Source organism: Xenorhabdus sp. PB30.3, from assembly GCF_963895965.1.
Taxonomy (GTDB): domain Bacteria; phylum Pseudomonadota; class Gammaproteobacteria; order Enterobacterales; family Enterobacteriaceae; genus Xenorhabdus; species Xenorhabdus stockiae.
Genome location: NZ_CAWQMW010000168.1, coordinates 1 through 23890, shown reverse-complemented (window position 1 = coordinate 23890; position 23890 = coordinate 1). Strand labels below are relative to the sequence as shown.

Here is a 23890-nt window from a genome sequence, read left to right as displayed (position 1 = left end):
ACGATTTTAACGGGATTGATTGCTTACTGCCTTAAAGAGAAAAAGCCATCACTGAAAATTTTCTACTCAGAAGAAGATATTTCAGCAATATCTTAAGCGGAATTGGGGTTACTTTAGCTGAGAATATAAATCCGCAATGGAACGAACCACTGCGGCAGTCGTCTGACAATCCACCACAGCCGTATGCGCCTTTCCCTTCACCGACACTCCCGCAGCACGTGCTGCATTGGCCAGTGAAATAGTACCATATCGGTTTGTTGCGCCATAAAACTGAGCAGCTAATTCCATTGCACACTGAGACTGCAACTGCTTTATCCAACGCGTATCCATCGCAAATGCCTTCGCAGTCTGAGCTATAAGCCTGAGATCAAACTTTTCATTAAAAATAATCAAAGGACGGCTGGTCAAAAGCGGGATAAGTTCATCAGCAATCTGCGGCCATTGAGGTTCATTACTCAAAGCACTCAGGGTTATACCGTGAACAGCTTGAGCTTCAAGATCAATCAGTACAGAAGGGCGGAGATAGCGCTGAAAAATCACCTGCCCATCGATATCTGTAACGGCTATCTCAACAACCTGTGCCTGTTTATCTAAACCTGTGGTTTCAGTATCCAGAATATAGGCACGTTCCGTGATCCATTGATGGGCCTGTGTAATAATTCTTTCTCGGAACATCTTTTTTCCTTAATAATTTTAAGGATAGTTGCTTTATCGGGATACTTTTCTGGATCGAACACTATTATTATCCTTTCTTATTTATCGTATTAATTCAAATAGGATCTTTAAGCATTAAACCAAATAAAGGATTCTCAATAACCGGGACAGCCGCGGTATCAAATTTGTCTGGCTCCGGCAAAAAATCAATATCCATTAATGCGGCAAACCGTGACGGTGCTAAATAGGCTTCTTCGATATCGTCAGCGTACATCACCATGCCAAACTCATTGTCATCTAACGTAACAAATCGACGATTACGTGTGTTAAACAGTACATAACCGACCACATCAGGATCTTTTTCCATTAACTTTAACGCATCGAGCTCTTTCTTAAGTTTTTTTAGTTTCATAATAAATTCCCACTCGTTATCGCAATCTATTCGGTTACGAATTGAAGTTCGATAATCCGTTAGTTTCTATATTGAAAAAATTCCTGACCGAATACTGATCGGTACTATGTACATAAGTGATGAGTGTAATCGAGATTAGAATGGCCGTCTTCTGAAAATGGCAGGTACTAAATGCATTTTGACTGTTTTCTTCTCAGTAAACTACTTTTTATGACTGACAATAATTTCTGAATCTTAAAAAGATTTTTCTTGAGTAACAGTCAAATATGTATGGCTTTTAGCCATACAATGGCGTGTTTGGCAACGTCTTTGTTGTAATTGTAAAAACTCTGCGAATAATAGGATCATTAACAGGGTAATGAAAAAATCCGGTCAGTTTTCACATAACCGGATTTAGAAAGAATTAACTTTTATTGTATGTGGTGATTAAACCATCACTCCACAGTCACAGACTTCGCCAAGTTCCTTGGCTGATCTACATCTGTACCTTTGATCAAGGCAACGTGGTAAGACAGTAATTGCAGTGGCACGGTATAGAAGATCGGGGCGATCAGTTCTTCTACGTGTGGCAGGGAGATGATCTTCATGTTTTCACTGTCGATGAAACCAGCATCCTGATCGGCGAAGACGTACAGCTGACCACCACGAGCACGGACTTCTTCAATGTTGGATTTCAGTTTTTCCAGCAGTTCGTTGTTTGGTGCAACGATGATAACCGGCATATCAGCATCAATTAGTGCCAGTGGGCCGTGTTTCAGTTCACCCGCTGCGTACGCTTCTGCGTGGATGTAGGAGATCTCTTTCAGTTTCAGCGCACCTTCAACCGCGATCGGATATTGATCGCCGCGGCCGAGGAACAGCGCGTGGTGTTTTTCTGAGAAGTCTTCTGCCAATGCTTCGATCACTTTGTCTTTCGACAACATGCTTTCAATGCGGCTTGGTAACGCATGCAGGGCATGAACGATATTCTGCTCCAGAGAATCATCAGCACCTTTCAGGCGTCCCATGTAAGCCACCAGCATCAGCAATACGGTTAGCTGAGTGGTAAACGCTTTGGTGGATGCTACACCGATTTCTGCGCCTGCTTTGGTCATCAGGGCAAAGTCTGATTCGCGCACCAGAGAGGAACCTGCAACATTACAGATGGTCAGTGAAGTCAGGTAGCCCAGCTCTTTGGATAAGCGCAGTGCTGCCAGTGTGTCCGCTGTTTCACCTGATTGAGACAGAGTGATCAGCAGGCTACCTTTACGGCAGGCAGGTTTGCGGTAACGGAATTCAGAGGCGATTTCTACATCACACGGAATACCCGCCAGTGATTCAAACCAGTAGCGGGAAACCATACCGGCATTGAAAGAAGTTCCACACGCAACGATCTGGATATGTTCAACCTGAGACAGTAATTCTGCGGCGTTAGCACCCAGTTCTGACAGATTAACTTCACCATGACTCACACGGCCTTCCAGTGTGTTTTTAATCGCCATTGGCTGTTCGTAAATCTCTTTCTGCATGTAGTGACGGTAAACACCTTTGTCACCTGCATCGTACTGAACGTTGGATTCTATCTGCTCACGCTCAACGGCTTCGCCCTGCACATCAAAAATACGAACTGTGCGGCGGGTGATTTCAGCAACGTCGCCTTCTTCCAGATAGATAAAGCGGCGAGTCACCGGCAGTAATGCCAGCTGGTCAGATGCCAGGAAGTTTTCACCAACACCCAGACCAATCACTAATGGGCTACCGGAACGTGCAGCCACCAGCACGTCTGGCTGACGGCTATCCATAATGACGGTGCCATAAGCACCGCGCAATTGTGGGATAACACGCTGTACGATTTCCAGCAATGAACCACCCTGTTGCTGTTCCCAGTGAACAAGGTGAGCAATGGTTTCAGTATCGGTATCTGAAGAGAAACCATAACCACGCGCTTTCAATTCTTCACGTAGCTCTTCATGGTTTTCAATAATCCCGTTATGCACAACTGCAATATGTTCAGAAACATGAGGGTGAGCGTTGCGTTCGTTTGGCTCCCCGTGTGTTGCCCAACGGGTATGAGCAATACCTGTACCACCGATAACAGGCTGTTTATCTGCTTCATCAGCCAGCATCTGTACTTTGCCTACTTCACGCAGGCGAGTCATCTGATTTTCGCTGTCAACGACAGCCATACCCGCAGAGTCATAACCACGGTATTCCAGACGGCGAAGACCTTCGATCAATATTTCTGCTATATCACGCTGTGCTACTGCACCAACGATTCCACACATGTGTTTTTATTCCTAAAAATAGGGCTGTAAATGCCCTTTTTATGTCTCACAACCTGATTGTGTTCCGGCAAATCTCGTTCTGGATTTACCGGTCCCCGAGCTTTGTAGAGATGGGGGTTATTATTATTTATATGTATTTTATTTTTTCTTAACAGGACGTTTCCAGTCCCTAATATGAGTTTGCTTAACACGGCTGATAACCAGCTCATTTTCAGCAACATCTTTTGTTACGGTGGTTCCTGCGCCGATAGTTACACCTTTAGCAATGTTTACAGGGGCAACAAGCTGGCTATCAGAACCCACAAATACGTCATCACCAATGATAGTCTTAAATTTATTGGCGCCATCATAGTTACAGGTAATAGTTCCTGCACCGATATTTACATTACTTCCAATTTCAGAATCACCCAGATAAGTCAGGTGCCCTGCTTTGGAACCTTTGCCAAGGGAGGATTTTTTCATTTCAACGAAATTGCCGACATGGGCTTTTTCCGCCAGTTTAGATCCAGGACGCAAGCGAGCAAAAGGCCCGACGCTGCATTCAGCCGCGAGTTCAGAATCTTCTATTACAGTATAAGGGCTGATTACCGCACCATCACCGATAACGCAGTTTTTCAGAATACAGCCAGAGCCTACCTGAACGTTATTCCCCAATACGACATGACCTTCAATAATGACATTGGTATCAATGGTGATATCGCGGCCATGCTCTAATGTTCCGCGCAAATCGAAACGAGACGGATCGAGTAACATGACACCCGCCAGCAATAATTTTTCCGCTTGTTCAGACTGGTAAATACGTTCCAGTGCAGAAAGCTGAAGACGGTTGTTAACCCCTTCCATTTCACTTAAACGGCTTGGATGAACAGCTTTAATCTGACGGCCTTCCTGATGTGCAAGTGCAATAACGTCAGTCAGGTAGTATTCACCTTGTGCGTTATTGTTTTCCAGTTTGGATAACCAGCGTTTCAAATCACCACCGTTTGCAACCAGAATGCCGGTGTTGATTTCGTTGATTTTACGCTGCTCGTCAGTCGCATCTTTTTGTTCGATGATCCCTGTGACTTCGCCATTTTCACGGATGATACGACCATATCCGGTCGGGTTATCCAAAATAGCGGTTAATAAGCCAATACCGCCTTCTGGTTTAGCTTCGATCAAACGTTCTAACGTATCCTGAGCAATCAGTGGTACATCGCCGTAGAGGATCAAAATATCTTCATCATCGGCAAAATGTGGAGCAGCCTGCTGCATCGCGTGACCAGTACCTAGCTGTTCCGCTTGCAATACCCAGTTCAGGTTTTGATTAGCATTTTTCTGGCCTGCAAGAGCTTGTTTCATCAGGTCGCCGCCATGACCATATACCAGATGAACATTTTGGGTACCTAATGCCATTGCAGTATCAATGACATGCTGAACCATCGGCTTTCCTGCCAGTGAGTGCAGGACTTTAGGGAGGTCAGAATACATGCGGGTTCCTTTTCCCGCAGCCAGTATCACAACACTTTTTGCACTCGTTAATTTGGAAGTAACTGGCTTGGAAATAGTTGCATTGGATGTAATAGACATAAGAAACCTGACAATTCCGATTTTAAGTATAAAAGTAAACCTGTTTACGAAATAAATTGCTACATATTTCGTAATGCAAAAAAGCCAGTTAGCATGACTAACTGGCTTTTTATCTACTGCCTTACCCTCTGTCTTTCCAATTGTCTCAATGCAATTCGAAATCCATTGGGTATTTACCTTTTATCTCTCAAATTTAACCTTATCAGCTAATATTTGAAATTTATTAGGTAATCCTACATCAGCTTTTTCGTCAGTTCGATTACACGAAGTTTTGCAATCGCTTTCGACAATTCAGCAGATGCCTGAGCATAATCAACATCGCCGTGGGAATTACGGACATGTTCTTCCGCCTTGCGCTTGGCTTCAAGCACTTTGGCTTCATCCAAATCCTTACCACGGATCGCTGTATCGGCCAGTACGATCACGCCGTTTGGCTGAACTTCCAGAATACCACCTGACAGGTAGATAAACTCTTCTTCACCAAACTGCTTAACAATACGTATCATGCCCGGTTTTATGGCAGTAAGCAGCGGGGTATGCTGAGGATAAATCCCCAACTCACCTTCACTACCAGTCACCTGAATTTTCTGTACCAGCCCTTCAAACATCAGTTTTTCAGCGCTGACTACGTTCAGGGAGAACGTCATTGCAGCCATATCAACCTCCCGTCAGCCGTATTAAAGCTTCTTAGCTTTTTCTATAGCTTCTTCGATGGTACCAACCATGTAGAACGCCTGCTCTGGCAGGTGGTCATAATCACCGTTCAGGATGCCTTTGAAGCCACGGATGGTGTCTTTCAGAGAAACGAATTTACCTGGTGAACCGGTAAATACTTCTGCAACGAAGAATGGCTGAGACAGGAAGCGCTGGATCTTACGAGCACGAGCAACAACCAGTTTGTCATCTTCTGACAGTTCGTCCATACCCAGAATAGCGATGATGTCTTTAAGTTCCTGATAACGTTGCAGGATAGACTGAACGCCACGAGCTACGTCATAGTGCTCTTGACCAACAACGAGTGGATCAAGCTGACGGCTGGTTGAATCCAGTGGGTCAACCGCTGGGTAGATACCCAGAGATGCGATCTGACGGCTCAGTACAACGGTTGCATCCAAGTGAGCAAAGGTTGTTGCTGGTGATGGGTCAGTCAAGTCATCCGCAGGAACGTAAACAGCCTGTACGGAAGTGATTGAACCAGTTTTGGTAGAGGTGATACGTTCTTGCAGAACACCCATCTCTTCCGCCAGCGTTGGCTGATAACCTACCGCAGATGGCATACGACCCAACAATGCCGATACTTCGGTACCTGCCAGGGTATAACGGTAAATGTTATCGACGAACAACAGAACGTCACGGCCTTCATCACGGAATTTTTCCGCCATGGTCAGACCGGTCAGAGCAACACGCAGACGGTTTCCTGGTGGCTCATTCATCTGGCCATATACCAGAGATACTTTGTCCAGTACGTTGGAGTCTGTCATTTCATGATAGAAGTCGTTACCTTCACGAGTACGTTCACCTACACCCGCAAATACAGAGTAACCGGAGTGCTCGATCGCGATGTTACGGATCAGCTCCATCATGTTAACGGTTTTACCTACACCCGCACCACCGAACAGACCGACTTTACCACCTTTAGCGAATGGACAAATCAGGTCCATTACTTTGATACCGGTTTCCAGCAGTTCCTGAGAGTTAGATAACTCTTCATAGCTTGGTGCAGTACGGTGAATTGACCAGCGCTCTTGCTCGCCAATGTCACCTTTCATATCAATCGGGTCACCCAGTACGTTCATGATACGACCCAGAGTCGCTTCACCAACAGGGACTTCGATTGGATGACCTAAATCAGTCACTTCCAAATTACGGCGCAGACCATCAGAAGTACCCATTGCGATACAGCGAACGATACCACCGCCTAACTGTTGCTGAACTTCCAGCACCAGTTTTTCTTCACCGTTTTTAACCTCAAGGGCATCGTATACTTTTGGTACGCTGTCCTGAGGGAATTCGACGTCCACCACGGCGCCGATTACCTGGATAATCTTTCCAGTAGCCATCTTGAATCCTCTACGTAATTCGTAAACCTAGCTGTTAAACCGCAGCTGCACCCGAAACGATTTCGGTGAGTTCCTGAGTAATGCTGGCCTGACGAGCTTTGTTGTAAACCAACTGCAACTCTTTGATCAGGTTGCCACCGTTATCAGTCGCGGCTTTCATCGCTACCATTCGTGCGGCCTGCTCACTAGCCAGGTTTTCAACGACGCCCTGATAAACTTGCGATTCTATATAGCGACGCAGCAAGGTATCCAACAGCGCCTTAGGATCTGGTTCATACAGATAATCCCAGGACTTCTTCTTCAGTGTTTCATCGTCTCCGGCTGGCAGAGGCAATAACTGAGTGATTGTCGGAACCTGAGACATTGTATTGTGGAACTTGTTTGTCACTATATACAGTTTATCCAGACGCCCTTCGTCATATGCTTGCATCATGACGCTGACTGGCCCGATCAATTCGGACAATGATGGGTTATCTCCCATCCCTGTTACCTGGGCAACAACGTTGCCACCAACAGAAGAAAAGAAAGAAACCGCTTTTGATCCAATAAGTGCCAAATCAACCTGGACTTTTTTATCAGACCAGTCTTTCATTTCTATCAGCAATTTTTTGAACAAGTTAATGTTCAAACCGCCACATAAACCACGGTCAGTAGAAACAACCACGTACCCAACGCGTTTAACTTCACGCTCTTCAAGGTATGGGTGTTTGTACTCCAGATTACCTAACGCAAGGTGTCCAATCACGCTGCGAATGGTATCTGCATAAGGACGGCTGGCCGCCATGCGGTCCTGCGTTTTACGCATTTTGGACGCGGCGACCATTTCCATCGCTTTAGTGATTTTCTGCGTGTTCTGCACACTGGCGATTTTGGTACGTATCTCTTTTGCGCCGGCCATTTCTGCTTCTCCGTATTCAACCAGACGGCCCGTGTTTTTTCATAAACAGAATCAAACAGGGCCGAATAGTGTTACCAGGACTGAGTCGCCTTGAAGGATTCCAACAGAGCTTTCAGCTTCGCTTCGATCTCTCCGTTGTAATCGCCAGACTGGTCAATCTCTTTCAGAAGATCAGCATGTTCATGGCTAGCATACGCCAACAGCGCAGATTCGAAACTGACCACTTTCGCGATTTCGACATCTTCCAGATAGCCACGCTCAGCAGCAAACAGAGACAGAGCCTGTTGTGCGATAGACATTGGCTGATACTGTTTCTGTTTCAACAGCTCAGTTACTTTCTGACCGTGATCCAGCTGCTTACGAGTCGCATCATCCAGATCAGATGCAAACTGGGAGAATGCCGCCAGTTCGCGGTACTGAGCCAGAGCAGTACGGATACCACCGGACAGTTTCTTGATAATCTTAGTCTGAGCAGCACCACCTACACGGGATACGGAAATCCCTGGGTTAACCGCCGGACGAATACCTGCGTTGAACAGAGCAGATTCAAGGAAGATCTGACCATCAGTAATGGAGATAACGTTTGTCGGTACGAATGCAGAAACGTCACCAGCCTGTGTTTCGATGATTGGCAGTGCTGTCAGAGAACCTGTTTTGCCTTTCACTTCACCATTGGTGTACTTTTCAACATATTCAGCGTTAACACGCGCTGCACGCTCCAACAGACGGGAGTGCAGATAGAAAACGTCACCAGGGAATGCTTCACGTCCAGGCGGACGGCGCAGCAACAGAGAAATCTGACGGTAAGCAACAGCCTGTTTAGACAGGTCATCGTAAACAATCAGGGCATCTTCACCACGATCACGGAAGTATTCACCCATTGCACAACCAGAATACGGTGCCAGATATTGCAGGGCAGCAGATTCAGAAGCAGATGCAACAACAACGATGGTGTTTTTCAGTGCGTCATGCTCTTCCAATTTACGAACTACGTTAGCAATAGTAGAGGCTTTCTGACCAATCGCTACGTAAATACATTTGATACCGGAATCACGTTGGTTGATGATCGCATCAATCGCCAGTGCAGTTTTACCTGTCTGACGGTCACCGATAACCAGCTCACGCTGACCACGGCCGATTGGGATCATGGCATCAACAGATTTGTAACCTGTCTGGACAGGCTGGTCAACGGATTGACGATCAATTACGCCCGGAGCGATAACTTCTACTGGGGAGAAACCATCGTGCTCAACAGCGCCTTTACCATCGATTGGCTCACCCAGTGTGTTAACAACACGACCCAGCAAACCACGACCAACAGGTACTTCCAAAATACGGCCAGTACATTTGACTTTCATGCCTTCGGCCAAGTCAGCATACGGACCCATTACAACCGCACCCACGGAGTCTCGCTCCAGGTTCAGTGCAATTGCATAACGGTTGCCAGGCAGTGCGATCATCTCACCCTGCATGACATCGGCTAAACCGTGGACACGAATGATACCGTCGTTAACGGAAACAATCGTACCTTCATTGTGAGCTTCGCTCACCACATTGAACTGAGCAATACGCTGTTTGATCAGTTCGCTGATTTCGGTGGAATTCAGTTGCATATGCTCCAGTCCCCTTAAGACTGCAAGACGTCTGTTAAACGATCCAGACGGCCACGAATACTGCCATCGATCACCATGTCACCCGCACGGATAATCACGCCGGCAATAACAGACTTGTCAATTTTGCAATTCAGCTTCACTTTGCGTGACAGACGTTTTTCCATCGCCGCAGAAATTTTAGCCTGCTGCTGCTCATTCAGTTCGGACGCAGATATCACTTCAACATCAATTGTTGATTCCAGTGATGCACGCAATTGGATAAATTGCAGGAAGACTTCTGGCAATACCAGCAAGCGACCATTTTCTGCCATGACACGAATAAAGTTACGAGCATGCTCATCTACCTGATCATCACATAAAGTGATAAAGGTATTGGCTAACGTTTCCGGTGCTAATGAACCGGAAAGCAGCTCACCAACCTGCTCATTGCGGGTTACCTCTGCAACGAACGCCAGCATGTTCTGCCAGTGTTCGAGAGATTGGTGTTCCACAGCAAAGTCAAAAGCTGCTTTGGCGTAGGGGCGAGCTACAGTAGCAAATTCAGACATGCCCCTCCCTCCTTACAGTTCAGCGACCAGTTTATCAACGATGTCGCTGTTAGCAGCTTCATCCACGGAACGTTCGATGATCTTCTCGGCACCTGCGATAGCCAACAGCGCAACCTGTTTACGTAGCTCTTCACGAACACGCTTGCTTTCAGCTTCAACTTCAGCATGAGCCTGCGCTACAATTTTGCTACGTTCCAGCTCAGCTTCAGCTCTTGCATCATCAATCATTTGGGCTCTTTGTTTATTAGCCTGTTCGATGATAGCGTGTGCGTCTGCTTTCGCTTTTTTCAGTTGGTCGGTCGCATTGGCTTGCGCTAAGTCCAGGTTCTTTTTAGCACGCTCTGCTGAAGCCAAACCGTCAGCAATTTCTTTCTGACGCTTTTCGATGGCCGCCATGATTGGTGGCCATACATACTTCATACAGAACAAAACAAACAGGACAAACGCGATGGCCTGGCCGAGGATTGTTGCGTTAATATTCACGGCACAATACCTCTATTTCAATTAATGAATCGGCTTAATTTTCAGTTCTGTAAGTTACTTGGTACCGACAGCGAACATCATATACAAGCCCAGGCCCACAGCGATCATCGGGATGGCGTCAACCAGACCCATAACGATAAAGAACTGAGTACGCAGCAGAGGGATCAGATCAGGCTGACGAGCTGCACCTTCCAAGAATTTGCCCCCAAGGATGCCGATACCGATCGCAGCACCGATAGCAGCCAAACCCATCAGAATAGCGGCAGCTATGTACAGCAGATCCATGTTTATATCCATGACAGTCTCCAGTTTGTTTCAGTTAAAACACTATTAATGATTGATAAAATTAATGCTCTTCAGATGCCATCGACAGATAAACAATCGTCAGAACCATGAAAATAAAGGCTTGTAACGTAATAATCAGTATGTGGAAAATCGCCCATGGTAAGCTGAGCATCCACTGTGACCAAAACGGTAAGAGAGCCGCAATAAGAATAAAGATCAGTTCGCCGGCATACATATTACCAAACAGTCGCAGACCGAGTGATATAGGTTTAGACAGCAAGCTAACCCCTTCCAAAATTAAGTTAATAGGAATAAACAGAGGATGATTGAAAGGCTGTAACCCCAGCTCTTTCGCAAAACCACCGATTCCTTTCATCTTAATGCTATAGAATAGGATGAGGACAAAGACGCCAAGCGCCATCGACATAGTGACACTAACATCTGCTGTTGGAACAATACGCAGAGCAGGCAGGCCGAAGACATGTTCACCGATTAAAGGAATGAAATCGATTGGCAGCAAATCCAATGCGTTCATCAAAAACACCCAGACGAACACAGTCAAAGCCAGAGGGGCAATCACTTTGCTCTTTCCGTGATACATATCACGTACAGTGTTATCAACGAAACCGATAATCATTTCTACTGCAGTCTGGAATTTACCCGGCACGCCAGCAGTGGCATTAACGGCAACCTTCCTGAATACAAACAGAAACAACATCCCTAATACGACGGAGAAAAAAAGCGAGTCAATGTTCAACGTCCAGAACGTCGCTTCATAGCCACTAGCTTGGGGATTGACCAACTCAAAGGTACGCAAGTCTAACTGAAGGTGTCTCAGGTGATGACTTATATACTCTGAAGTTGAAACTTCTCCTGATGCAGACATGATGCTTTTTACCCTTTTATTGTTAAAAACACTAACCGTTCATTACGGCAGGTGCGATGATCTGCACAATCAGCACCGCTAAATAGGCCACACCAAGTGGTGCAAATGCCGCCTTGAACACCCCTAAGGCAACTATCAGCATAGCTATCGAGGTGATAACTTTAACCCCTTCACCAATAGCGAAGAACCATGCAATGCGTACAGGTACACCCTCTTCTCTTACCTTTTGAAAGTGAGTGAGCAGCATAAAAATGACATTTGGCAGCCAAAATGCTAACCCACCGGCAAAAGCAGAAACGCCCCATTCGATACTTCTGGTATAAAAAGCCGCACTGAGAATAACAAAAGTCATTAACTGCAAAAGTAACAGTTTCAGTGCAATTTTACCGCTATAAAGGGATACAGACATGACTTTTGTTTTCTCCCTGAAGTACACCATTACATATCAGGCTTTGCTGAATGTTGTATAAAACTGTCTTTGCTTAAGAGTGTCAAGTGACAAAAACGTGCAAATTATACGGGCAGACGAAATGAATTCAATCCATAAGTAGCGAAAAAGTGAATAATAATTTAAATTTCTAACTTTGATGGTAGATTGCTCACAAATACTATTTAGTATTTTGTAACGTTTAATCTATCGAGCCCAAAAACAAACGTGATACATATCACATTCAATCAAAACATTAATACCGTTTATCATTAAATTTGTGATAGCTGCCTTTTATTTTTTCTATACAAAATCAATTAATTAATATTATAGCTATAAAGTTTTATTCAATATATCAGCAAAAAATCTTAAAGGTTTATTTTGAACACTTTCTCTAAAATTTATTTATAAAGAAAATGGATGTCTCTTCTTAGAAAGAACAATTTGCTCAATATAAAATGAAAGTTATTTTTCTGTGATCTATCGGTAAATAAATATGAAAAGATAGGGAAGATAATTAGTAACGTCCGTAACAATATAACTGTGGCCGACGTCACTAATTATTTAAACTTTTATTGATAAACAACAAAATCTGTTTTACTTAAGTACCACCAAATGGCGCTGCCCTTCTTGCTCAGGAACCCGAAGCGGAATGACTGCATCAAGACTGATCCCCGAAGGTAACTGAGTCAGCTCCTCTTCCGGCACGATGCCTTTCAGCGCATAAAAGCGCCCATCAGTGTCTTTAGGAAGGTGATGGCACCATGACAGCATATCCTGCAAAGATGCAAAAGCCCTGCTGATCACTCCATCAAAAAGCACCTCAGGAGTGAATTCCTCAACCCTGCTCTGTACTGGCTCAACGTTAGTGAGCCCTAACTCATGTTGAACCTGGCGTAGAAAACGGACGCGTTTCCCCAAACTATCCAGTAAGGTGAAATGAGAGTCAGGCCGTACAATTGCCAGTGGAATGCCCGGTAAGCCGGGTCCTGTTCCAACATCAATAAAGCGGGTTCCCTGAAGAAATGGATTAACGACAATGCTATCCATAATATGGCGAACCAGCATTTGTTCCGGATCACGAACAGATGTCAGATTATAAGCCTTGTTCCATTTGTTGAGCATATCAACGTAGGCAACAAGTTGCTGCTTTTGCTCCGACGATAAAATAATGTCTGTCTTCGCTAACAGCGATTCCAATTTGTTAAACAAAACCTTGTCCTCTTAGGCACTACGACGCAATAAACCCTGTTTTTTCAACCATACCAGCAAGATGGAGATCGCTGCCGGTGTAATGCCAGAAATACGTGAAGCCTGACCAATTGTACTTGGTTTATGGTCATTCAGTTTTGCAACAACTTCATTCGAAAGTCCGTTGACTTGTTTGTAATCAAGATCAACAGGCAATACTGTGTTTTCGTTACGCAGCTGTTTTTCGATCTCTTCCAGCTGACGGGCAATATAACCTTCGTATTTAACCTGGATCTCAACCTGATCTGCTGCCTGAGGTTCAGTCAGTCCCGGTGCAAAACGTGGCATTGATGTGAGCAATTCATAGTTCATTTCCGGACGTCGGAGTAAATCTTCACCATTGGCTTCTTTGGACAATGGGGTTTTCAGAACTTGATTGATCTCATCCAGACTTTCAGAGTGTGGATGAACCCAGATATTACTCAGACGCTGGCGCTCTTGCTCGATCATTTCAACTTTACGGGAATAATGTTCCCAACGCAGATCGTCAACTAATCCTAGTTCACGGCCTTGTTCTGTCAAACGTAGGTCAGCGTTATCTTCACGTAGCATCAAACGATATTCTGCGCGTGATGTGAACATCCGGTAAGGCTCTTTTGTTCCCAGAGTACATAGATCATCAACCAGCACACCGATATAAGCCTGATCGCGCCGAGGGAACCAGCCTTCTTCGTCAGTAGCATAACGGGCAGCGTTTAGACCGGCCAATAACCCTTGAGCCGCGGCTTCTTCGTAACCGGTTGTACCGTTGATCTGGCCTGCAAAGAACAAGCCATTAATAAATTTGCTTTCGAGAGTCTGTTTCAAATCCCGGGGATCGAAGAAGTCATATTCGATCGCGTAACCAGGACGGATAATTCGTGCATTTTCCATGCCTTTCATGGAGTGAACTATCTGCATTTGTACGTCAAATGGCAGGCTGGTTGAAATTCCATTAGGATAAATTTCGTTGCTGGTAAGTCCTTCTGGCTCAAGGAAGATCTGGTGCGCATTACGATCGGCAAAGCGCATTACTTTATCTTCGATAGAAGGGCAGTAGCGTGGCCCGATCCCTTCGATGATCCCCGCATACATCGGACTGCGATCCAAATTACTGCGGATCACTTCATGGGTTTTTTCGTTGGTATGAGTGATGTAACACGGGATCTGTTGTGGATGTTGATCCCTGTTTCCCATGAAGGAAAATACAGGTGTTGGATTATCACCAAATTGTTGTTCAAGTTGGCTGAAATCAATGGTTCTAGCATCGATACGAGGTGGTGTACCTGTTTTCAGTCGGGAAACGCGCAAAGGCAGTTCACGTAAACGATGTGATAAAGCGATCGCCGGAGGATCACCAGCACGTCCGCCGCTGTAATTTTCCAGACCAATGTGAATTTTTCCATCAAGGAAAGTACCAACTGTCAGAACAACTGATTTTGCCCTGAATTTCAGTCCCATGCGAGTAACAACACCGGTAACAGTGTCATTTTCCACGATGAGATCTTCAACTGACTGTTGGAAGATCATCAAGTTAGGCTGGTTTTCCAGTGCAGTTCTTACAGCCTGTCGATACAGTACACGATCAGCTTGTGCGCGTGTTGCACGAACTGCCGGGCCTTTGCTGGCATTAAGTGTTCTGAATTGAATACCAGCCAGATCCGTTGCCTTTGCCATTAGGCCGCCAAGTGCATCGATCTCTTTTACCAGATGCCCTTTACCGATCCCACCAATGGCTGGATTACATGACATCTGGCCCAAAGTATCAATATTGTGAGTCAGTAATAAGGTTTGACGCCCCATACGTGCGGCTGCCATTGCTGCTTCAGTACCAGCGTGACCACCGCCGATAATGATGACGTCAAAATGTTCTGGATAAAACATGTGCGAACCTTCAATTGTAAGAATGCTAGTTTGCATTGGGGAGAGAATTCTACTCAAGTTTGGTCGTTAGACCAAGTAGGAGTGATCGTCATTATTTAAAATAAGATCTTTTTATTTAAAGATCTCTTTATTAGATCTTTTATTAGGATCGCGATCATCTGTGGATAAGTGGATTTTCCATAGAAAGATCATGATGCTGAAAAGGATCATTTGTTGTGAATGATCCGTGATCCAACTCAGTATAAGCTGGGATCTAAATGGCTAGTTATACACAGCCATTAGATTGAAACACGTTTATTAAATGGATAACTACGGGTTAACCCCTGCTTTTTAGCTAAGTTATCCACAGTTGATCGCTAAAAAATTAATCTGATCAGAGTAACTTCGCCCATTCTTTGACCCATTTTTCTGCTGGATCTTCCGGAATTTCGTGTTGCAGGATGTCTATTTCCAGTCGATCGCCGATCCTTTTTGCCTGCTGATCTTCTAATAATTGTTCCAGTGATCTTATTGCACCACAAAATGTGTCATATTCTGAACTTCCAATCCCAACAGCGCCAAATGTTACAAGACTCAGATCAGGTTTCTGCTGTGCGATCTCATCGGCGAGAGGTTGAAGATTTTCAGGTAAATCCCCTGCCCCATGTGTTGATGTGACAACAATCCATAGCCCATTCAGAGGTAAATAATCCAGTGAAGGGCCATGTAGTATCTCTGTTGAAAAACCAAGATTATCCAAGATCTCTGCCATATGCTCAGCAACGTACTCAGCGCTGCCCATTGTGCTTCCGCTGATTAAGGTTATCGTGCTCATCATGATCCTTGCTAAATTTAAAGAGCAACTATTGTACGTTGTGAGTCTGTCGGGATCTACCTGTGGATAATATGGTTATAGGTTTTTCAGGATCAGGGTTTGATAGTCCTCATGATCGGGTTTTGTAGTGAGATCAGTGTTTCCGTTGACTGTATTTCGTCAATAGTTTGGATCTTGTTAATAAGTACATCTTGAAGAGATTCAATAGACCGGCACATGACTTTGATAAAAATACTGTAATGCCCTGTTGTGTAATAAACTTCAACGACTTCATCCAGCATATCGAGCTTTTGTAATGCTGCTGGGTAGTCTTTCGCGCTTTTCAGGATGATGCCAATAAAGCAGCATACGTCAAACCCAAGTTGTTTAGCACTAATATCAACCCGAGTGCCCGAAATAATTCCCGCCTGCTTCATTTTTTCTACGCGGACATGGATCGTGCCGGGGCTGACTGCGAATTTTTTGGCTAGTTCAGCGTAGGGTGTACGCGCGTTATCCATTAAAGCATGAAGTATGTCTCGGTCTAAATTATCGATCTGATAAATTTCTGCCATTTTTAATCCCTATTTTTAAATGATATTCATTTTTATAGTGTAAAAATTATCGTTTATCTGCATTAGTGTATATTTTTATTATCAGATATTGAATTTATACTCTGTTTTGTTGCTTAATATATATCAACAGGACACAGGGTCACTAAAAAATTTAGAGAGCAGCATCATGAAAACATCCTTTATTGAAAAACAGCAGCAGATTAGTTTTGTGAAATCTTACTTTTCACGTTTGCTAGAGAAGCAACTTGGTTTAATCGAAGTACAGGGGCCAATTCTGAGCCGTCTTGGTGATGGTACGCAGGATAACCTGTCAGGCCACGAAAAAGCGGTACAGGTGAAGGTTAAGACACTGCCTGATGCTACGTTTGAAGTGGTTCATTCTCTGGCTAAATGGAAACGTAAGACACTAGGTCGCTTTGGTTTTCAGGCAGAACAAGGATTGTATACGCATATGAAGGCTCTGCGTCCTGATGAGGATCGCCTGACTCCTATCCATTCGGTCTTTGTTGATCAGTGGGATTGGGAAAAAGTAGTGGGTGAAGGTTGCCGCTCACTCGATTATTTAAAACAGACAGTGGGTAAAATCTACGAAGCGATAAAAGAAACACAACAAGCAGTAAGTAAGGAATTTGGTCTGGCACCGTTCCTGCCAGATCAAATTCACTTCATGCACAGTGAAGAGCTTCTGAAACGTTACCCAGATCTGGATGCCAAAGGTCGTGAGCGTGCGGCTGCAAAAGAATTTGGTGCTGTTTTCCTGATGGGAATCGGCGGTAAGCTGTCTGATGGTCAGGCACATGATGTTCGTGCGCCGGACTATGACGATTGGACAACAACAAACAGCGATGGTTTCCTTGGTCTGAACGGTGACATTATTGTCTGGAACCCTGTTTTGCAGGATGCTTTTGAAATTTCTTCAATGGGGATCCGTGTTGATGCTGAAGCACTGGAGCGTCAGCTTGCATTGTCCGGTGATGAAGATCGCTTGCAGTACGACTGGCACCAGTCTCTGCTGAAAGGTGAGATGCCACAGTCTATCGGTGGTGGTATTGGTCAGTCCCGTTTAGTGATGTTGCTGCTGCAAATGGCACATATTGGTCAGGTTCAGTGTGGTGTTTGGTCACCAGAAGTGATTGAATCTGTCGAAGGTGTCCTGTAATTCTGTTTTTTGAAAGGATTAAGTTTTCAGTGCTGCCACTTTCGCAGTAAACGGCTTGTAATCCCGGTATCAAAGCGCCAGATGTAATCGAATATTCGCATGATACCGGGTTTCCCGTAATTGGATAGGGAGACCGCATGGAAGCGGTGTTGTTGGTGCTGTTGCAGATTTTGTACCTGATGGATTAGATCGCCCGGTAAACGCTGGGCAATGAAATCTGAAATTACAACAGCGTCAGCATCTTTCCAGATGTATTTTTCCATTTTTCCTATTGCCGTTTTCAGGCAGAAGGCCAGATCAGTTCCTCCCCTGAATGTTTGCCCCAGAAAATTTACTGCTTGAGTCAGCCCATTCTGCGATGTTAAGTCATAATGAATGATCTCTGTGGAAAACAGCATGATATGACACTGGCGGTTATCAGCTAATGCGATACGCATCAAAGCAAGGCAAAATGCTTTTGCACAACGTTCATTGAAGCCTCCCATCGAACCAGAAGTATCCACACAGACAATAAATGGTCCTCTGGGCTGCTTTTCGTTGTGATGATGAATAGCAGGCTTTAAAACAGTTTTTGTTTGCCAACTATTTCCCTGCAAGTGATAGGTCAGTAGTTTTTTTTCAACTAGTCGACGATAAAATTCGTACTCCAGCTCTTCAATCCCTAACATGGCCAATTCTGTAGGCAAAACTCTCAGAATGTCATCACTTTGTTGAAGTCCGTTGACTTGCTCTGGCACGGTATCGGGAATACATTCAGTTTGGGTAAATGGCTCCAGAATTGTGCTGTCTTTAGGTAATAATTTGGCGGTTTGACTGCGGCCCAATCGTTGAGCTAACTGCTCAAGTTCGGGCTGCTGTCTGAGGAATTCAGCATATTGAGTTAGTAGCGATATGTTATGTTCTACTAGTTGAAACTGGACTTTGCTCATATCCCACAGGCGCCCAGCAGCTTGATCATTTTCATTGAATATAGGAGCAAGATGATTTGCTATTACTAATCGTTTCTGGATCTCTGTCAGAAACAGATCTTTTTCTTGTTCCAATAATGTCTTATGAATTGTCGTCGTTTGATGGATCAGACATGCGCGCCAGCGTTGAATAAACAATATGTGCCCAGCTTTGCTGCCCTGAAATGATCGCTGGCATAATTTATAAGCATCATTAGCAAAAGGGGATTGAATTTTTTCTATCTTTTCAACAAGGTGAGGTAATTTCTGAAAAAACTCAGCAGGTTCCATTATCGTTACTTGTTGATATAAATTAAATTCCTCAGCCAGAGCTGAAGGAATAAGGGTTTCCTCGATCCTTTGCTGCAATGTTTTTCGCCAGTCTGGTATTTCTTTCAGTAATGCTTGTTTTATTCCGGGAAAATTTTTAAAGAAGATGATCAATTGAGGAGTGTTTAAGAATGTTAAGATGATTTCCTCGATCAAATCGCTTTCATTTATGGCGAGTAGAAAATCGAGCGCAGGCAGAGTTAGCATGTCATCACCCCATTTTTGATCTCAATTTCTGAAGCTCTTCGGTTAATTGGGAAAAACTTTGCTCAATATCAGCCAGCCAATGTGGCTCGATAAATAAACAGGGCTGATGCTGGCTAAACAATTGGTGCTGGTGTTGGATTTCATCGCCAATAGATAAGAGTTTTTCCTTCCATTGTGCCTGCTCTTTTTTCAGGGTTATCTGTTTTTGTTCAGATAGACATAACACTGCACTATTTCGGCTGATATCCAGCATTTCAATTTGATTTTTTTTGTTAATTTCAAAAGGAATTTTTTGTAGAAAACCAATTCCATTTAACCGGACAGATAAAGTGTCACTGTTCTTTTTAAGGGACTTTTCCAGTTGAGATTTATCTACTTCGATAAAATTAACAGCAAGATCATGTAAATTTAATGAAGGTGACAGAAATAGTGTCAGCTTTTCACCAATTATATTTTCAGGAAGCAAATAGTGAGTATGGTGACCAAAAACTGATAATTTTGTGGTTAGCTGTAAAGGTGGATGAGGGGTTTCATCTTGTCTGGCTTTCATCCACTGTTGGTATAGCACTTCCATTTTGTGGGTTAAAGAGCGTTGTTGATAAGCTTGTTCTGTCAGTAAATTATGCAGAAGTTGAGGGGTAAGTTTTAAAGTATTCAAATCGTGCCACAGACAGTCTTTTAGTAGAACGAGATCTAGGGGAGATATAGAGTTTCTTCCGCTGAAAAAAGCACTGGCCTGCAACAAACGAATAGATTTTTTCCATCGGCGATCCGAGGTATGAGGCGTATTTTCCATAGCATTAATTTGCTGACGCAGTTGATAGATCAACTCGAAAATAGGGATCGGAAGGGAGATGTGGCTGACTTTATCCTGCCATTGATCAAGCTCTTCATTGGTAATTTGAAAGTGATCGGGTACAGGATTGGTATTTTCATTGCAGTGATCAGTGAGTAAAGCATGAAAACTTTTCTTTTCCTGAATATTATCCAGCCAAAGCCGGATCAGAATGCGATCATAAAGTGCTTCCAGTCCATTATTGGCATCAGGTAGTTCATTAGAAGCGGTGATCAATAACCTCATTGGTAACTGTTCTTCCTGATTACCATTTTTGAATTTTTTTTCATTTATTGCTGTCAGGAGCGTGTTCAAAATAGCAGGCCCTGCTTTCCAGATTTCATCTAGAAAAACAATTTCTGCTTCAGGTAAATAACCTTCAGTAAGACGCTGGTAACGCCCTTCATCTTTTAACGCCTGAATAGAGAGAGGGCCGAAAATTTCTTCCGGGGTGGAAAAACGTGTCATCAGGTATTCGAAATGGCGGGAATTCTGAAAAGCAAATTTTATCCTGCGTGCGATCAGGCTCTTGGCTATGCCCGGAGGCCCGAGAAGGAAAACACTTTCTCCACATAAAGCAGCCAGCATACAAAGCCTGATGGCCTGTCGTCTTTCATACAGCCCACTTTCCAGATACTGACTTAGCCGGGATATTTTCTCAACCAATTGCATATCGTGAACACCATAGCTCAAATAGTAACTGTCCTTTATTTATAGGTAAAAAACTATCTATGCAAAGGTTTTGATGAATATTTGTTGAATTTTTGTTGCACTGCCAATTTCTGGTTCTACCTATGGAATTGATTTAGCATTAACTTTGTGGGGTATCTGAAGTAGTACTTGTAATAGATATAGATATTTATCGAGTACAAAAACTGATACCACTATTACCGTTCACAGAGTGTATTACTAAAAATCATTGTCACTGTACGATTGTTATTTTTGATAACTGAAGGATCCTTGAACAGGAGTAAATATAATGAGTAAGGCAAAACTGGTAGTAATGGGAAGTATTAACGTCGATCACATATTGAGTCTTAAATCGTTTCCTCAGGCAGGGGAAACGGTGCAGGGGCAACAGTATCAGGTAGCATTCGGGGGAAAAGGCGCAAATCAGGCAGTTGCTGCTGGTCGTTGTGGGGCTGATATTACATTTATTGCCTGTGTTGGTCAGGATGATGCTGGTCAACGTATTCGTCAGCAATTAATAAAAGATAATATTAATACTTCTGCCATAGAAGTGATTGAAGGTGAAACAACAGGAGTCGCTCTGATTTTTGTTAATCAACAGGGTGAAAATGTGATTGGTATTAATGCAGGTGCAAATGGTGCGCTGACACCAAAATATCTCCGCTACCATGAACAAGTTATTAGGGAGGCGGATGCGTTACTGCTACAGCTGGAAACACCATTAGATACTGTACTGTTGGCTGCAGAGATAGCGAAAAAACATCATACCAAAGTGATCCTTAATCCTGCCCCAGCCCAAAAAATCTCAGATCAGCTACTTTCTCTGGTAGATATTATTACTCCTAATGAAACAGAAGTAGAGTATCTGACTGGTATTGCCGTAACAGATGATTCAGAAGCAGAAAAAGCGGCTAATGTTCTGCATAACAAAGGAATAGAGACAGTTATCATTACATTAGGGAGTCGTGGAGTATGGCTCAGCGAACAAGGTAAGCAAGGTAAAGTAATTGCTGGGTTCCAGGTAAAAGCTATCGATACGATTGCTGCAGGAGATACATTTAATGGAGCTTTGGTTACGGGATTATTAGAAGAAAAAGAAATTTTATCAGCAATTCGTTTTGCTCATGCAGCGGCGGCGATAACAGTGACTCGTCGTGGAGCACAGCCTTCCATTCCTTGGCGAAATGAAGTTGATGAGTTTTTGTCTGAGCAAGGCTAACCGGAATAATCATCAAAGTACGTTGCCCGCTTTACGGGCGTAACATCATTTTTTAGGTCGCTTTTTCTTAACCAAGTTGATGCCATCCTCTTTCTTTAAGAGCAGAAAGATAAAGGCAGAAGTTAGCGTAATCATACCTATCGTGAGAAAGGTATAGTGAAAGTGATCTATAGTAGAACCATAACTCGTTGCTTCATAAAATCTCAGGATTGCTGCACTAACTGTAACTCCTAAGCTAATGGATAATTGTTGAGCCACAGCCAGCAGGCTATTTCCGGCACTTGCATTATTATCATTTAGATCACCAAGAGTAATTGTGTTCATCGCTGTAAATTGGGTAGACATAACCATTCCTAATATAAATAGAGGGATAATCAAAAACGCGAGTGACAGTTCTGGGGATTGCAGCGAAAACTGGGCAATCATGAGACCGATAATGATTGTGATCCAGAGAAGGGTGTTTCTATATCCAAATAGAGATAGTATCCGAGTGACAAAAGATTTAGCCAGAATAGCGCCAATGGCATTTGGAGCCATCATAATACCTGCAATAATAGCAGAGTAACCAAAACCTACCTGTAGCATCAGCGGAATAAGAAAAGAAAGTGATCCCGTGCTTAAACGAGTCGCAATATTACTACCGATACCAACCGAGAATGTCCTGGTTTCAAATAAACTAAGACTAATAAGTGGGTTGGGATGTCTTTTGGCATAAAAGCAATACCCGAAGAGCATCATAATCCCCGAAGCGAATACTACAGCTGGAACATAGTTCGGTAATGAGCTATTACCAAATAAATCCAGACTGACTGAAATCATCACTAAGCTTGAACTGAACATCACGAATCCCACAAAATCAAAGGGACTTTTTGGCATAGTAAAGTTGGGCATATGTTTTTTGGCGTACAAAATGCCTAGTAAACCAATGGGGATATTGATAATGAATATCCAGTGCCAAGTTGCATAAGTTACTAATACCCCACCAAGCAGGGGGCCTAAAATAGGGCCTACTAATCCAGGCATCGTGACAAAATTCAGCACAGATAATAGTTCGCTGCGCGGATAAGCCCGTAATAAAGCCAAACGAGCAACGGGCATCATCATTGCGCCGCCGATTCCCTGCACAACGCGTGAAATGACTAAAAAAGAAAGTGAACTGGATAGTGCACAGGCAAGAGAACCTAAAGAAAATAAGGACACGGCATAAATGAAAACCCGCCGGGTACCAAACCTATCTGCTAACCAACCACTGACTGGAATCAACATTGCTACAGTTAATGTGTAACTGACAATCGCTGGCTGCATTGCTAATGGAGAGTGGTTTAGGCTTTTTGCAATTGCCGGAAGTGCGGTATTCAGGATTGTTGCATCCAGAGATTGCATAAAAAAAGCCATTGCTGCAATCCAAGGCAATCCGGACATGCTGCGCGCAGATTTGACCATTAGATGTCCTGTGATGTTGTCATGATGGTTATTTGGTATCTAAGTATCATTTTAATGCATAAAAATATACCCAGTAGATTTCTAGTTTCTTTGCATGAATTTTAAAATCGCTTTAGATGTCATCAATAATTGAATTCAAAATGAACATTTTTGCTGAATTTGTTGAAAAAAAAAACGAACGAAAAAAAAATGCAAAAAAACTATTGTCAGGGCCGAAAAACTCCCTATAATGCGCCACCACTGACCGACGCTGAGCTGAGACATGCCGCGCAGGACAGCGGAACGAAAGCGAAAATAAACGCTTGACTCCGGAGGCAAAAAGCGTAAGATACGCAGCCTCGCAACCCGGAAGAGCTTCCGGTTGCCATTGCTCTTTAACAACATAATCAGACAATCTGTGTGGGCACTCGCAAGACACTATCGACAGCCGAAAGGCAAAAAAGATTAAAGTCTTGAAGAGTGACTGAAACAGTTAATTC

At 43.8% G+C, this 23890-nt stretch carries 22 protein-coding genes and 1 pseudogene; 3 read left to right on the top strand and 20 right to left on the bottom strand.

The genetic code is table 11. The annotated features are described in order from the left end of the window. A pseudogene (locus AACX38_RS20830) lies at positions 1-96 on the top strand (IS982 family transposase); the annotation flags it as partial. A 12-nt stretch (positions 97-108) separates the two neighbouring features. Here AACX38_RS20830 and AACX38_RS17475 read toward each other — a convergent pair. The 17 genes from AACX38_RS17475 to asnC all read right to left on the bottom strand — a co-directional run bounded on the left by AACX38_RS17475 (position 109) and on the right by asnC (position 16581). Beyond that, positions 109-675: a 3'-5' exonuclease gene (locus tag AACX38_RS17475; RefSeq protein WP_228865047.1), complete on the bottom strand. Its 567-nt coding sequence runs from the start codon at positions 673-675 to the stop codon at positions 109-111. A 94-nt stretch (positions 676-769) separates the two neighbouring features. After that, entirely contained in the window at positions 770-1066 is a 297-nt protein-coding gene (locus AACX38_RS17470) for a hypothetical protein (RefSeq protein WP_228865046.1), read from the bottom strand. Between the two features lie 434 nt (positions 1067-1500). Continuing rightward, a complete protein-coding gene (gene glmS / locus AACX38_RS17465) occupies positions 1501-3330 on the bottom strand; it encodes a glutamine--fructose-6-phosphate transaminase (isomerizing) (RefSeq protein ID WP_228865045.1) in 1830 nt (609 codons plus the stop codon). 138 nt (positions 3331-3468) lie between these two features. Then, positions 3469-4899 carry a bifunctional UDP-N-acetylglucosamine diphosphorylase/glucosamine-1-phosphate N-acetyltransferase GlmU gene (gene glmU, locus AACX38_RS17460; protein ID WP_228865044.1) on the bottom strand — a complete coding sequence of 477 codons (1431 nt, stop codon included), beginning with the start codon at positions 4897-4899 and terminating at the stop codon, positions 3469-3471. Positions 4900-5132: 233 nt separating this feature from the next. Continuing rightward, the gene (locus AACX38_RS17455) at positions 5133-5555 is read right to left on the bottom strand and encodes a F0F1 ATP synthase subunit epsilon (RefSeq protein WP_099110077.1); all 423 of its coding nucleotides are present in this window, start codon (positions 5553-5555) and stop codon (positions 5133-5135) included. Positions 5556-5576: 21 nt separating this feature from the next. Next, positions 5577-6959, bottom strand: a complete 1383-nt coding sequence (gene atpD / locus AACX38_RS17450) for a F0F1 ATP synthase subunit beta (protein ID WP_099110078.1) — start codon at positions 6957-6959, stop codon at positions 5577-5579. 34 nt (positions 6960-6993) lie between these two features. Further along, a complete protein-coding gene (gene atpG, locus AACX38_RS17445) occupies positions 6994-7857 on the bottom strand; it encodes a F0F1 ATP synthase subunit gamma (RefSeq protein ID WP_099110079.1) in 864 nt (287 codons plus the stop codon). A 71-nt stretch (positions 7858-7928) separates the two neighbouring features. After that, positions 7929-9470: a F0F1 ATP synthase subunit alpha gene (gene atpA / locus AACX38_RS17440; protein ID WP_099110080.1), complete on the bottom strand. Its 1542-nt coding sequence runs from the start codon at positions 9468-9470 to the stop codon at positions 7929-7931. A 14-nt stretch (positions 9471-9484) separates the two neighbouring features. Then, complete coding sequence (gene atpH, locus AACX38_RS17435; RefSeq protein WP_099124460.1) at positions 9485-10018, bottom strand: F0F1 ATP synthase subunit delta; 534 nt, start codon at positions 10016-10018, stop codon at positions 9485-9487. A gap of 12 nt (positions 10019-10030) precedes the next feature. Next, positions 10031-10501 (bottom strand): F0F1 ATP synthase subunit B, encoded by a 471-nt coding sequence (gene atpF / locus AACX38_RS17430; RefSeq protein ID WP_099121043.1) that lies wholly within the window; start codon positions 10499-10501, stop codon positions 10031-10033. 54 nt (positions 10502-10555) lie between these two features. Beyond that, on the bottom strand, positions 10556-10798 hold the full coding sequence (gene atpE / locus AACX38_RS17425) for a F0F1 ATP synthase subunit C (protein WP_038266976.1): 243 nt from the start codon (positions 10796-10798) through the stop codon (positions 10556-10558). Between the two features lie 49 nt (positions 10799-10847). Continuing rightward, positions 10848-11672, bottom strand: coding sequence for a F0F1 ATP synthase subunit A (atpB, locus tag AACX38_RS17420; protein WP_228865043.1), 825 nt, complete (start codon positions 11670-11672; stop codon positions 10848-10850). Between the two features lie 31 nt (positions 11673-11703). Next, positions 11704-12081 (bottom strand): F0F1 ATP synthase subunit I, encoded by a 378-nt coding sequence (gene atpI / locus AACX38_RS17415; protein ID WP_228865042.1) that lies wholly within the window; start codon positions 12079-12081, stop codon positions 11704-11706. 615 nt (positions 12082-12696) lie between these two features. Next, a complete protein-coding gene (gene rsmG / locus AACX38_RS17410) occupies positions 12697-13311 on the bottom strand; it encodes a 16S rRNA (guanine(527)-N(7))-methyltransferase RsmG (protein ID WP_228865041.1) in 615 nt (204 codons plus the stop codon). Positions 13312-13323: 12 nt separating this feature from the next. Next, on the bottom strand, positions 13324-15213 hold the full coding sequence (mnmG, locus tag AACX38_RS17405) for a tRNA uridine-5-carboxymethylaminomethyl(34) synthesis enzyme MnmG (RefSeq protein WP_228865040.1): 1890 nt from the start codon (positions 15211-15213) through the stop codon (positions 13324-13326). A gap of 373 nt (positions 15214-15586) precedes the next feature. Next, complete coding sequence (gene mioC / locus AACX38_RS17400) at positions 15587-16027, bottom strand: FMN-binding protein MioC (RefSeq protein WP_228865039.1); 441 nt, start codon at positions 16025-16027, stop codon at positions 15587-15589. A 92-nt stretch (positions 16028-16119) separates the two neighbouring features. Beyond that, positions 16120-16581, bottom strand: coding sequence for a transcriptional regulator AsnC (gene asnC, locus AACX38_RS17395; RefSeq protein WP_099110088.1), 462 nt, complete (start codon positions 16579-16581; stop codon positions 16120-16122). Positions 16582-16747: 166 nt separating this feature from the next. Here asnC and asnA point away from each other — a divergent pair, with 166 nt between their 5' ends. Continuing rightward, positions 16748-17740, top strand: coding sequence for an aspartate--ammonia ligase (gene asnA / locus AACX38_RS17390; protein WP_099121050.1), 993 nt, complete (start codon positions 16748-16750; stop codon positions 17738-17740). 26 nt (positions 17741-17766) lie between these two features. Here the strand turns inward: asnA and viaA are convergent, their stop codons facing one another. Then, positions 17767-19224 carry an ATPase RavA stimulator ViaA gene (gene viaA / locus AACX38_RS17385; protein WP_228865038.1) on the bottom strand — a complete coding sequence of 486 codons (1458 nt, stop codon included), beginning with the start codon at positions 19222-19224 and terminating at the stop codon, positions 17767-17769. Positions 19225-19228: 4 nt separating this feature from the next. After that, on the bottom strand, positions 19229-20731 hold the full coding sequence (gene ravA, locus AACX38_RS17380) for an ATPase RavA (protein WP_228865037.1): 1503 nt from the start codon (positions 20729-20731) through the stop codon (positions 19229-19231). Positions 20732-21038: 307 nt separating this feature from the next. Here ravA and rbsK point away from each other — a divergent pair, with 307 nt between their 5' ends. Further along, the gene (rbsK, locus tag AACX38_RS17375) at positions 21039-21968 is read left to right on the top strand and encodes a ribokinase (RefSeq protein WP_228865036.1); all 930 of its coding nucleotides are present in this window, start codon (positions 21039-21041) and stop codon (positions 21966-21968) included. A gap of 45 nt (positions 21969-22013) precedes the next feature. Here rbsK and mdtD read toward each other — a convergent pair whose 3' ends face one another. Then, positions 22014-23411, bottom strand: a complete 1398-nt coding sequence (gene mdtD / locus AACX38_RS17370) for a multidrug transporter subunit MdtD (protein WP_228865035.1) — start codon at positions 23409-23411, stop codon at positions 22014-22016. Between the last annotated feature and the right edge of the window lie 479 nt (positions 23412-23890).